Origin of the sequence: Clostridium sp. HCS.1, from assembly GCF_047900555.1 — a bacterium.
In the GTDB taxonomy this organism is placed as follows: Bacteria; Bacillota; Clostridia; order Clostridiales; family Clostridiaceae; genus Clostridium.
Map to the genome: position 1 here is coordinate 3,182,496 of NZ_CP170704.1, position 12,864 is coordinate 3,195,359.

Consider the following 12,864-nt stretch of genomic DNA (forward strand, 5'->3'; position numbering starts at 1 on the left):
ATTCCTCCCTAATAAAAGATTTTAATTAGATAAATAATCACTTAATTTAGCAATTTTATATTTTTTACCATAAACTCCGTTCTCATTATTTGTAAGAAACTTATCTAAAGCCTCTGCAGTGTAATAACTTTGATTATTAATATGCATTATTATTACATTCCCTACTCCATCTAATAATTGTGACTCAATATTTTTAACTATCTTATCAGAAGAACTGCTTTCATAGTCATGAGTAGAAATATTACCACTTATTGAATATTTATATCCACTTTCAAATACAGAAGTTAATCCACCCTTCTCAATATATAATGTAGGTGGTCTAAAATATGGTCTTAATGAATTTAAGTCTCCTATTATATTAGCCATTGAATTATAGGATTTTATTAATGACCACTCCAATTGTTCTTTACTAGAACCTAATAATTCATGATTATAATTGTGGCTACCTATATCATGTCCATTTAATGCAATAGTTCTAAGTAAATTAGGATTAATATTAGATACATCACTTTCTAAATCTGAATATCTTGATATTATAAAAAATGAAGCCTTAGCATTATGCTTATTTAAAACATCTAATATTTCATTAATAATTGGATCTCCTCCCCAATCATCAAAAGTAAAGAATATTACATCTTCTCCATTAGTATCTATAGTTCCAGTAATATCAAGATATTTCATTTCCTCTTCATCAAAATTCACTAAAGGTGAATTTTTATTACCGATATAATTTGTTTTCATTAACTCTAGAGCTTTATCATAAGTTGTCTGTACTAGTGGATTATAGTAAGATACAATATCATATCTTCCATATCCATTTATACTTTCAATAGTATTTTGAATATTTTTTATTGAAACTACACTATAATTTAATGGAACACTATCTAAAGTATAATAACCTGTTTCTTCAACATATCTATAAGCATATCCATTATTAACATAATTTTCTGTTAGCATCTCTATAAGTCTTGCAAGTTCATTTTCATCAGTAAATATATCTGAATCTAATCTAAAGTAGACAACTTCTCCCTTACTTAATGAAACATAAGATTTTACATTAAAATAATCACTAATGATTTCTTCAGCTCTCATATTTTTATATTTCTCTAAAATAGGTGACTTTGTATAAGTTATTAGTTCATAGCCTCCAAGTCCATTAATTTGCTTTATTGTAGATACTGCTTCTTGAATATTGGAATTTGAATACCCATATCCAGCCATATATGAATTAGTGGAAATTCCCTTTTCCTTCAACAACTTGTCTACTTCATAAATTTCCTTACATATCTCTTCTGTACTTTTATTTAAGATTGTAGAGCTAGAAGTTACTCCTCCATTACCAATTTCATGACCATCTTCAATTATCTTATTTATTCTATCTGGATACTTTTGAATTTCTTCCTTTGTAACAAAGAAGGTTCCTTTAGCATTATATTTTTTAAGACTTTCTAAAACATTATCTAGGACTTTTTCATTACTTAATCCTCTAAAGGTATAGGTTACTGTTTCTTCAGTTGTAAGAAATCTTGAAACTACTGGAGAAAACTTCTTATTATTACTTTCTATTAAGTCATTAAAATTAATCTCATAACCTAAATTTTCTTCATCTGAAGTATCTGATACATCATCTGAAGTATCTGATACAGTATTATCATAAGAAATAAACTTTTCATTAGAAGTTATAGGTTTTTCAAATCTATTATTTAATTCTTTTAGCTTATTAATTTCAACTACTTCTATTCCATAATCCTTAATAACTTTTAAAATCCACTCTACTGTATTTAATATAGTTACGTTATCTATTTCTAAAGTATTTTCTTCTTTTTCTAAATTAGTTACATTAACCTTTCTCTCTGATAATTGCTTTTCATTTTCCTTTGATCTAGTGTATTCAAAATCATCTAAGACACCTTGTAATTTTATTGATAAGATATTCCCCTTTGATAATTTCTTTACATATCCAACAACTTCTTCATAATTTTTAAAGCTTTGATAACTTAAATAAGCATCTGGATTTACCACATATTTATGTCCTACTGCATAAGCAGAAGCTAATAACTCCTCCCTATATTCTGTTGAACTACATTTTAATAATCTTATATTATCTCCTGTTGTATCCTTTAGTATCTTATTTGCACTAGCAAAGTCTGATATTAATTCATCCCTTGATAGATTTTGCATTTCCTTTGTTCCATAAAGAGTTCCACTGCCCACTGTATGCCCATCTTTTATTATTCTTTCAATTATGCTAGAATCTTCAGATGACTCTACTCCAGTAACAAAAAAAGTTGCTTTTATTTTATAACTATTTAATAAATCTAATATTTGAAAAGTAGTTTCTTTATCACTTAATCCTTCGAAGGTTAAAGCAATAGAACTTGAATCTGTATTAATATTTTCAATGATTTCAGCCTTCTTATTAATGTCATATATTTTTTTTGCCTCTTCAATCTCATAAGATGCATCATACTTTTTCTTTTTAACTATATTTATTCCCTCTAAATTACTATCTATTTTATAATTCTTATTAAAATAAAAAACTATGGCTAAAATTGAAATCATTATAGTAATTACTAGAAGTAAAACCTTCCTCTTCATTTAGTTTCCTCCCTTTTATATCCACTTATTTCAACACTAAAATATCATAACTATATTTTCACTTAAATACATACCGATTGATTATATCAAATATATTTATTTATAACAATATTTCACTTATTTTTATACTTTTATTACTTTATTAATTTATTTATTAGGCTCTGTTTTAATTAAGTGTTGATTGTTGATTAAAAGAATGACATCCGAAGAATTAATTAGAGTTAAAAATTTTATTGTTCATAGTAATATATCTCATAATTATACTAAAATAGATCCAAATAAAAAAAAGATAGCTTTGATATTATCAAATCTATCTTTCTATATATTATTAGAAAAGTTAAAGAGGTAATAACATAAATACCTTATATTTTTATAGACTCAAAAAATGATTTATGTTTTATATTAACCGCATCAAATTTACATATTTTAAATATTAATTGAATACAATATCCAATAGTAAATGCACTTATTAAAGTACCAATTCCAACTTTACCTCCTAAAACTACTCCTACTAATAAAACAAAAACTTCTATACTTCCTCTAATAAGTTTAATTGGCTTTTTTAATTTAGCACTTAAGCCTACCATTAGACCATCTCTTGGACCACAACCTAATTCACAACCTATATATAAGTAACATCCATATCCCATAACAAGCATGCCAATAACCATCATAATAATTCCCATACTTAGGCTACTTGCTACAGGTATTATATTACTTTCATTAATTATATCTACAAGCTTTCCAATCATTATAATATTTAATAATGTACCTAAACCAATTCTTTGTCCAAGTAAAATTCCAATTATTATAACTGCTATACTGGATATTATATTAGCCTGCCCAATTGTTAGTCCTGTTACATTAGCTAATCCCTGATGAAAAACATCCCATGGAGATAGTCCAAGATTTGAATTTAACATAAACACCGTAGAACTTGCACATAAAATAAAGCCTATTATAAGCCTTATAGATTTTTTTAATATACTTATCAAATTTCTCACCTACTTAATATTTTCATTAGTTGCAATCTATATAATTTTATCATTATTAATGATACAAAACAAAGATAGGATGGTGCTATCAAAATGTTAGCACCATCCTTTTATTAGTTATTAAAAATACTTACTATTTCTTTTTTATTTACATTTATTAATCCTAAATCTGACATCTTACCTTCTGGTATTACTGGAAGCGCTAAAGTAACTATTCTTAATAGAGGGTTTTTTATTTCCGTAAGTCCCATCCCTCTAAGAATTTCTTTCATTTTTTCTGCAACTATAGCTATTTCTGAAGCAGATTTTGTTGTCATAAGTCCTGCCACTTCTAATTGAATATGTTCTTTTATTTCACCATCTATAGCACAACTTATTCCTCCCCCCATAGAAATTAAGTCTTTTGCTATTTTAAATGCTTCATTTATATCTTTATATACTATAGTTAAATTATGACTATCGTGAGAAATTGTGCTTCCTAAGGCCCCTTTATTTATCCCAAATCCCCTTACTAATCCAATGGATTTTGTATTTAATTTCCCATGTCTATTAATAACTATAACAAATCTTAAATCATCATTATCCTTTAAAGTTACATATCCATTTTCAACTTCTACAACTTCTTCAATAATTTCAGTAGATGAAGATGCTTGACTATTATACCTAATAACATTAACTTTTATTTGTCCATTTTCTATAGGTGCTTTTAATTTAAAATCTTCTAAGGATAATTTATCAACATGAACTGAATTTTCTAATTCTATATCATATTTTTTATCTTCTATTGCCTTTAATAATACACCATCTTCTGCAACTATTTCCCCTTGGAAAATTACAGTTTTAACTAGCATATCTTCTAAATCATCTAAAACTACTAAGTCTGCTACATATCCTGGTGCTATAGCTCCCAAATTAGTTATACCAATTTCTCTTGCAGAATTTATAGTTGCAGATCTTACTGCATCAATTGGATTAAGCCCTGCTTTTATTGCTCTTCTAACTACATCATTCATATGACCATTCTTAAGTATTTCATCTGCTTCTCTATCATCTGTGCATAAAGTTAAGTTGTCTAAATATGCAAAGTTTTTTACTCCCTTTACAATATCAGTAACATTTTTAGATATTGAACTTTCTCTAGCATCTACATACATTCCATTTCTAATCTTATCTCTTGCTTCTTGAGATGTTCTACTTTCATGACAAGTAGTTGCCCCCCCACATAAATAAGCTGATAACATTCTTCCATTTAAAAATGGTGCATGTCCTTGAATAAAACTCCCTCTTTTTTCAGCCTCTTCTAATATGCTAACCATTCTATCGCTATTTTCAATAACTCCTATAAAGTCCATAACTTCACCTAAACCTATTACCCTGTCTAGATTAAGCATTTCTTCAATTTCTTCTACAAAAAACTCTGCTCCTGCATTTTCAAGCCCTAATACAGCTGGTACACAAGAAGGTGCTAGTACATATTGTCTCATTGGAAGATCTTCACTACTATCATGCATATATTTAATTCCTCTTACTCCATGAACATTAGCAATTTCATGAGGGTCTGTTACTACAGTAGTAGTACCATATGGTATAACTTCTCTTGCAAAACCTCTTGGTGTCATAAGAGTACTCTCAATATGTATATGGCTATCTATAAGTCCAGGTATTACATACTTACCTTTAGCATCATAATAATTTTTAGCTTCTATATCTTCCATAGTAGAATTATCAATATCTGCACTTATATGAGTTATAAATCCATCATATATTCCGATATTGCCATTATATATTTCCCCAGTAAAAACATTAACTATGTTTGCATTTCTTATAACTAAGTCACAAGGTCTCTTCCCTATTGCTGCTTCAATTAATCCTTTTTTATCCTTAGGTAAGATTTTCATTTTCTCTCTCCTATATTATGAAATATGCTATTAGTGGAATAGATAAAATGTATATTCCCCAATTTAAATCTTTAAATCTTCCTGCCATAACTTTAGTAACCATATAAGAAATAATTCCTATACTTATACCATTAGATATACTTGAAGTAAACGCTGTAAAAGTAATTGTTGCAAAAGCTGGAAAAGCTTCTGTGAAATCATTAAATTCTATATTTTTTATTCCTGTAATCATTAATAATCCAATTAATATTAAAGCTGGTGCTGTTGCTTCACTAGGTATCATTCCTGCAATTGGAGTAAAGAATACTGTAAGTGCAAAACATATTCCTGCTACTACTGCAGTAAATCCAGTTCTACCACCTTCTTCAACTCCAGCAGCTGATTCAATATATGTTGTAACTACTGTAGATCCAAATAAAGCACCTACTACTGTTGCAATTGCATCTACTAAAAATGGTTTGTTTATATTTGGTAAATTTCCATTTTCATCTAAAAGATCAGCTTTTGCAGAAACTCCTAATAATGTTCCTAAAGTTGAGAAGAAGTCTCCTACAAAAAATGTAAACATAAGCGGGAAAAAGCTCCACTTTAATGCTGCCATTATATCTAACTTAAATGCTATTGGTGCTATTGATGGTGGCATTGTAATAAGTTTTTCTGGAACATTCGTAATTCCCATAGGTATTCCGATTAATGTTGTTAAAATAATTGCAATTAATACGCCACCCTTAACTTTTCTTGCCTGTAAAAATACAACTAGTACTAAACCTATTATTGTAAGTAGAACTCCTGGTGATTTAACATCTCCCATAGCAATACTTCCACCTTCTAAACTCATTAAGCCCCCATTTTTGAAGCCTAATAAAACTATATAAAATCCTACTGCAACACCTATTGCATACTTAATATTTTTTGGAATTAAGTTTACTATTACTTCTCTAAGCCCAAGTACAGTTAGTAGTATAAAGATAACTCCTGAAATAAACACCATTCCTAATCCTGTTTCCCAGTTAACTATTCCACCTGCAACCAAAGTATAAGCAAAGAATGCATTACTTCCCATAGCTGGCGCTAAAGCAAAAGGCAGGTTTGTGTATATCCCCATAAAAATGCTAAATACAGCTGCTAGAACAGCTGTTACAACCGTTACAGCTCCAACATCCATTCCTGCAGCTCCCATAAACATAGGCTGTAAAACTAAAATATATGCCATTGTCATAAATGTAGTAATACCTGCAGTTATTTCTGTCTTAACATTTGTATTACGCTCTTTAAAGCTAAAAACTTTTTCCATCATTTGTACTTCCTCCATCTTTCGCTAGTTTAAAATAAAATACGAATTATATTTTATATAATATAATCATTGTTCGTTATAGTCAAGATTTTTTACGATTCTTTTAAAATAATTTAAATATTATCTTATAATAAATAATAACCCAATAAAAACAACATATTTTTTGCTGTTATTATTGGGTTATTATAAATTAAATATTCTTATAATTAAAATAATATTATTCTAAAATCAGTTCCATTTATGATGGAATACTCCTTCAGTATCTATTCTCTCATAGGTATGTGCTCCAAAATAATCTCTTTGTCCTTACTTTCTATATCTTCATGTATGTCTTCAATTGAATCAATAAGTTCACGACAATTCTAATTATAAATTCTTGACCTCGTTTTAACATATATTCAGCAACTCTTTTTTCTGATCCTTTTAAATGAGTATAAACTTCTTATAATTTTATAAGATATATTTCTAAGATAAAAATAAAGGTATTAAAATAAAAATTTTAATACCTAAAAAATAAATTCTATTAAATTATATCCCTTCATAATTAAACCATTTTTTTATAACTTCTACAGTTTCGTCACTTGGATAATACATCTTGTCTTCATCTTTATTTCCTACTGCAAAAATAGAAAAACCTAAAAACCATGGTTCTGATTCATAAACTTCTTTATATGCTTCGAAGCAATTAGCTTGTTCTTGTGTATTTATCTCCTTAGATAAATATGGATTCCATGGTTCTACAGATGCTTTAATTGTTCTAGGGAATCCTAATTCTCCAAAGAAAATTGGCTTGTCCCACTTATTATGAAAATTTTCAACTTGCTCTTTAATATTTTGCCCTCTATTATATCTTTGTGAAGAACTTAAAGAAGATACAAGATTTTCTACTGTATTAGTATCATTATCAGTTAATTCAAAATATGAAGCAATAGATATAAAATCTACTTTAGAAAATATCCTATTATTTAATTTTTGATAATATTTTTCATTTAATTCATCTACTTGGTTTTTTACAACTTCATCCTTCCAATTAGCAGTTGTCCAAAAACTAGTTCTATAAGTAATTAACCCTTTATAATATTTTCTAGAGAAATCAATTATTTCACAAAATTCATCTTCCATATTCTCTAAATGGGTAAATCCTGTTGCTATATTTAATGCATCTACTCTATAAGGAATAGCTATTTCATCTATCAATGGTTTAATAACATCATCCCTCCAATTTGATAAAAATTCTGCTTTATCAATTGGATTCAAATCTGTTTCATACTTACTACCATTTGCAATCCATGGATATGGTTCTAATATAATATTTATATTCTTTCCTTTAAGTTCTTTTAAAAGAATTTTTGCTCTTTCTAAACTATTTTCATCTATACTTACATTACTTGAGGTTATATCATCTATATTAATAACAACTGGTAAGTTAATTGTATTTAACCCTAAAGTTTCTATGTCCTTTATAGCCTGTTCAACACTATAATCTGTTGAAAGATTTGCAGATTTTATTTTACTACTAAAGTCACTATTTAAAGTCTTCCCCTCTATGTTATTTAGGACTTTATTTATAATACCCCTACTTGTGTAGTTTATATTATAAAAATAGTATCCTACTGCAATTATTATAATAACTATTCCAGCAAATATTCTAACTCTTAAGTCCTCTTTTTTCTCATCAGTATCCTTTAAGTTATTATTCATAATACACCTCTTGCTCATTGTAAATATATTACAATTATAATAGATTCATATTATCATATTTGTAAAGTAAATTCAATTCACTTTTCTGCCCTATTAAATAGCCTAATTAAGTTGCTTTATCATATTCACAAAAAAATTCTCTGCATTTTTAAAATCCTTATGATTTGGATGACCTTTAGTTAATTTACCTATAATATGAAAAATCTTATTATTTGAAAATTCCTTTGCTTCAAAGCTTCCCTTGCATGCAAAGCTTCCCTTATTTATTGCTCCTTTTGAAATTAATGCTTTTATAAGCTTTTTATTATAATACTTCATACCAACACCACTTGTTGAAAATACAAAAACATTTTTATCTTTTAAATCTAATTTTTCAATTATTTTAAAGAGTTTTGGTGATAAACTTTCTACATATACTCCTGAACCAAATCCTATTAAATCGTAATTATCTAAGTTAACTTCTCTAAAGTTTTTTATATTTATTAGATCACAGCTGGTTTTCTCTTTAAAAATCTCTACAATTTTTTCTGTATTTTTCTTATACTCAGAACAATAAATAATTAAGATTTTCATAAATATTTTCCTCTCTATAATTTCTACAACAATAATCATTTATATATATATCTATTATACCCAATATATTCTTTTTTTAATATTTTATTTATTACTATCTGTTCTGTACTCAAGTCTTTTCCACCTTTTAACAACCTATTTTGTTTTATTCTGTAAATGGATATAATATAATTAAGAAAGTGAGGTTATGATTATGGCTACATCTCAAAAAAATAGGGGAAAATGCTATATATGTAAAAAGGAATTTACTAAAGCTGGAATGAAAAAACATTTATCAATCTGTAACAATCTTTGTACTGGAAAAACAAAATACTATTTAATTAAAGTTGAAGACTATTACGATAAAAGTTACTGGCTTTATCTACAAGTAAAAACTAATATAACTTTAAATGAATTAGATGATTTTTTAAGAGATATTTGGCTAGAATGTTGTGGACACTTAAGCTCCTTTACTATTGACCATGTTATTTATGATAAAGTTTTTAATGAAGATGATTCATTCTTTTTTAATGATAATGAAGATATGAGTGATTTTAGACTTATTGAAGTTATAAGCAAAAATAGCACTTTTATTCATGAATATGATTTTGGAAGCACTACTAAATTAAAGCTTACAGTAGTAGATAGCTATACTGGTATTAATTCATTAGAAGGAATATCATTACTAGCTAGAAATAATAGAAAAGACTTTGAATGTGCAGAATGTGGAAATTATTCTACATATTTACTGACTGATTATGATTATTCAGACTATAAACCATTATGTGATGCTTGCATAGAAAATATCTCTGATGATGAAGATGACATAGTTTATATAAAGATAACCAACTCTCCACGTATGGGAGTATGTGCTTACGAAGGTGATAATGATGTTTATGAGTTAGAATAAAATTTCACTTGATAAAATTAATGGATACTTCATTAATTTTATCAAGTACTTCCACCTTAAGTTTTACCTTTTAGTACTACGCTTTTTATAGTCCTTATCTATTTTATCCTTCCAATTTTTATTTATAGCCTTATTAGCTCTTATAGAACTTACAGTTTCACTTATTACTTCATAATTAAGCATAGTTCCTTCACTATCACAGTTGTAATTAGTTGCTCTATCTTCAGATATCCCTATACTTTCTGCTGCTTTTACAGCATCAATATTTGCTCCTAGGAAAATAAACTCCCATCCAAATTCTTTTTTCTTATCTTCTATCATCTTCTTAATTTTTTCATAATTATATCTTGTACTTGAATTTTCCATACCATCTGTAGTTATTACAAATAAAACTTTACTTGGTCTTTCAGCTTCTAAAGTATGTTTATGAGCATTTTCTATCTTTTCTATAGTTCTTCCAACAGCATCTAATAATGCAGTTGTCCCTCTAACATAATACTCTTTTTCTGTTATATGAGATATTCCTCTAATATTAATTCTATCATGCAATAACTCATACTTATTATCAAATAATACAGTTGTTATAATAGCTTCTCCCTCTTCTTTCTTTTGTTTTTCAAGCATTGAATTAAAGCCACCTATAGTGTCCTTTTCAAGTCCACTCATTGATCCACTTCTGTCTAAAATAAATACTAATTCACTTAAATTATTTTTCATACCCTTTTCCTCCAATCACCTTTTATGATTTAAGGATAGCATGTTCAAAGAGTTCTTTGGTCGCATTGAAAGCGACACCTTTAATGTGATATTCACATTAGACTCTGTTTTAAACTAAGTTAATAATGGAAAGTATAAAAGCGGATAAATTTATTTATCCACTTTTAATTTGTAATATTAAACTATTACAAATTAACTTAATCTAAATAGTAAATTCAATTTATATTTAATTTAAACCTTATCCTGAGTTCCTATAAACAAAGGCATAGGAAACCATGAATTTATAATTCCACAAAGTTTCTCATTCTCTATTAAATAACTTCCAAATGGTGAAAATAATAATTGCATTGCTTTTAGGTGACTTAATTGAATATCACAGTTTCCATTGAAACTATCTATTATTACTTTGTTATTTTCAACAGTTATTTTAAATTTTCCATATTCCATGATATCAAAACTTATATTTCCATTAACTAAATTACTGTAAGTTGCTTTAAAACTTAATAATTGTTTTATAACCTCTTCATAATTTAATACATTAAATTGATAGCAATTATTTATAGTTATTTTTTCTGCAACTGCGTTTAATTCTTTTATTTTTTTCTTTTCCCAAACAGGTAATTCTAAATTAGTTTCATTTAAATTATTAGCTTCAATAAAGTTTGCTAAAACACTAATAAAATCTTCATCATTATTTACCTTTAATTCACTAATATAACTTTTATCTTTATTAGAAACTATATAACCTATAAATATTTCATCATCATATACAGAATAAACATCAAAATTCCAAGACTTTAATATATCAAGAAAACCTGATTTATTTCTATTAAACCTAAATTTATCTTTACTATAAGTTTCATATATCTTATCTACAAAATCCAAATTATTATCTTTAACATCTTTAAATAGCATATTCTTATTAATGCATTTCTTAAGACTATGTTTAACATTGTCACTATTTATTTCATAGGAAATATTTTGACCGCAGGGAGTATATCCAAAATACTCATATCTTTGTCTATTGCCCCCTAAGCAACTTATATGAATACCTTCTTTTTTCATATCTTCCAAAGCCATATTCATTAAATTTTTCATATATCCATATCCCCTGGAATCTGGATGAACAGAAACACTTCCTATTCCTGAAACCTTTAACGATAAGTTATCTAAAACTTTTAAGTCCATAGGAAAAGTACCTACTACAGCCTTTATTTTCGTATCTTCTTTTACAATATAATGATTTTCTATAGTCTTATATTCCTTTTTATATAACTTAGGTAAAAGACTTTTAAAATCAGTTTCTTCCCCATCATAACTAAATACATAATTTATAAACTCAACTAAGTCATCAAAATCCTCTTTCATTCCCTTTAAAAACTCAATCACCATACTATCCCCCATAAAATTATAACTTCTTAATATATTACAATTTCTTAATAATATATATTTTAATTATACATTTATTTAGGATATAATCCCATAAAATAGAAGTAAAATAACTTTATCAAAGAAAAATTAGTAATTTTCAACATTCAAATAAAACAGAGCCTCACATTAAAATCCATATAAATCCAATTTGGAAATAGTGTTATAATAATGTTAAAAGATATTTAGTAATATTATCAAAATATATAGTATAGTACTTATTTTATTAGGAGATGTAAAATGAATAGAAAGTTATTTTTGAAATTAGGATTATTGTTATTATCTCTATTACTTGTCTCATGTGGACAAGATAATAATTCATCAGGGGAAGATAATTCTTCTATATCAAGTACAAGTCAAGCTGTTATCAGCTCTCAAAGTTCTGAGGAAGAAAGTATTGAAACTACATCTCCCTCTATTGAAGCTACATCAGAAAGTGAACTAGATCATGAAGATGCAAAACCAAATACACAAGATACCACCCAAGAAAATATACAACAAAACAATGAATCTGACGTAAAGCAAGGCTTAACTGAAGAAGAATACTATATAATAATTAAAGAAGCTAAAAAGCGTCAACAGGATTATATTAATTCTATTGATGATCCTAAAGTTAAACAATCAGTACAAACCTCATATGCTGCTGCTTATGCAGAATCATCTTTCTTATATTTAAAATATCCAGATGATACTGATACTATAGATGCAGCTCTAAAAAGGGTTATTAATGGTGAATAATTTAAACGGAAAATAAAAAGGTGGACATATGTC

General features: G+C 27.1%; 10 protein-coding genes and 1 pseudogene. 2 read left to right on the forward strand and 9 right to left on the reverse strand.

Features of this window, described 5'->3' with window-relative positions; translation table 11 throughout:
• Positions 1–21: 21 nt before the first annotated feature.
• From ACFYH6_RS15225 to ACFYH6_RS15255, 7 genes and pseudogenes are all read right to left on the reverse strand, one after another.
• Positions 22–2,598: a polysaccharide deacetylase family protein gene (locus ACFYH6_RS15225; RefSeq protein ID WP_416180090.1), complete on the reverse strand. Its 2,577-nt coding sequence runs from the start codon at positions 2,596–2,598 to the stop codon at positions 22–24.
• A 362-nt stretch (positions 2,599–2,960) separates the two neighbouring features.
• Entirely contained in the window at positions 2,961–3,602 is a 642-nt protein-coding gene (locus ACFYH6_RS15230; RefSeq protein WP_416180089.1) for a YczE/YyaS/YitT family protein, read from the reverse strand.
• A 104-nt stretch (positions 3,603–3,706) separates the two neighbouring features.
• Positions 3,707–5,491 carry an adenine deaminase gene (gene ade, locus ACFYH6_RS15235; protein WP_416180088.1) on the reverse strand — a complete coding sequence of 595 codons (1,785 nt, stop codon included), beginning with the start codon at positions 5,489–5,491 and terminating at the stop codon, positions 3,707–3,709.
• A gap of 10 nt (positions 5,492–5,501) precedes the next feature.
• The gene (locus tag ACFYH6_RS15240) at positions 5,502–6,788 is read right to left on the reverse strand and encodes an NCS2 family permease (protein ID WP_316342646.1); all 1,287 of its coding nucleotides are present in this window, start codon (positions 6,786–6,788) and stop codon (positions 5,502–5,504) included.
• A gap of 225 nt (positions 6,789–7,013) precedes the next feature.
• Positions 7,014–7,082: pseudogene (locus ACFYH6_RS15245) on the reverse strand (hypothetical protein); the annotation flags it as partial.
• Positions 7,083–7,313: 231 nt separating this feature from the next.
• Entirely contained in the window at positions 7,314–8,486 is a 1,173-nt protein-coding gene (locus ACFYH6_RS15250; protein WP_416180087.1) for a glycoside hydrolase family 113, read from the reverse strand.
• Positions 8,487–8,588: 102 nt separating this feature from the next.
• Positions 8,589–9,059, reverse strand: coding sequence for a flavodoxin domain-containing protein (locus ACFYH6_RS15255; RefSeq protein WP_416180086.1), 471 nt, complete (start codon positions 9,057–9,059; stop codon positions 8,589–8,591).
• A gap of 193 nt (positions 9,060–9,252) precedes the next feature.
• Between ACFYH6_RS15255 and ACFYH6_RS15260 the strand changes: the two genes are divergently transcribed.
• Entirely contained in the window at positions 9,253–9,948 is a 696-nt protein-coding gene (locus ACFYH6_RS15260; protein ID WP_416180085.1) for an IS1096 element passenger TnpR family protein, read from the forward strand.
• Positions 9,949–10,011: 63 nt separating this feature from the next.
• Here ACFYH6_RS15260 and ACFYH6_RS15265 read toward each other — a convergent pair whose 3' ends face one another.
• On the reverse strand, positions 10,012–10,665 hold the full coding sequence (locus ACFYH6_RS15265) for a vWA domain-containing protein (RefSeq protein WP_416180084.1): 654 nt from the start codon (positions 10,663–10,665) through the stop codon (positions 10,012–10,014).
• A gap of 231 nt (positions 10,666–10,896) precedes the next feature.
• Positions 10,897–12,057, reverse strand: coding sequence for a GNAT family N-acetyltransferase (locus ACFYH6_RS15270; protein WP_416180083.1), 1,161 nt, complete (start codon positions 12,055–12,057; stop codon positions 10,897–10,899).
• A 276-nt stretch (positions 12,058–12,333) separates the two neighbouring features.
• Between ACFYH6_RS15270 and ACFYH6_RS15275 the strand changes: the two genes are divergently transcribed.
• Complete coding sequence (locus ACFYH6_RS15275) at positions 12,334–12,831, forward strand: hypothetical protein (RefSeq protein ID WP_416180082.1); 498 nt, start codon at positions 12,334–12,336, stop codon at positions 12,829–12,831.
• The last annotated feature ends 33 nt before the right edge of the window (positions 12,832–12,864 follow it).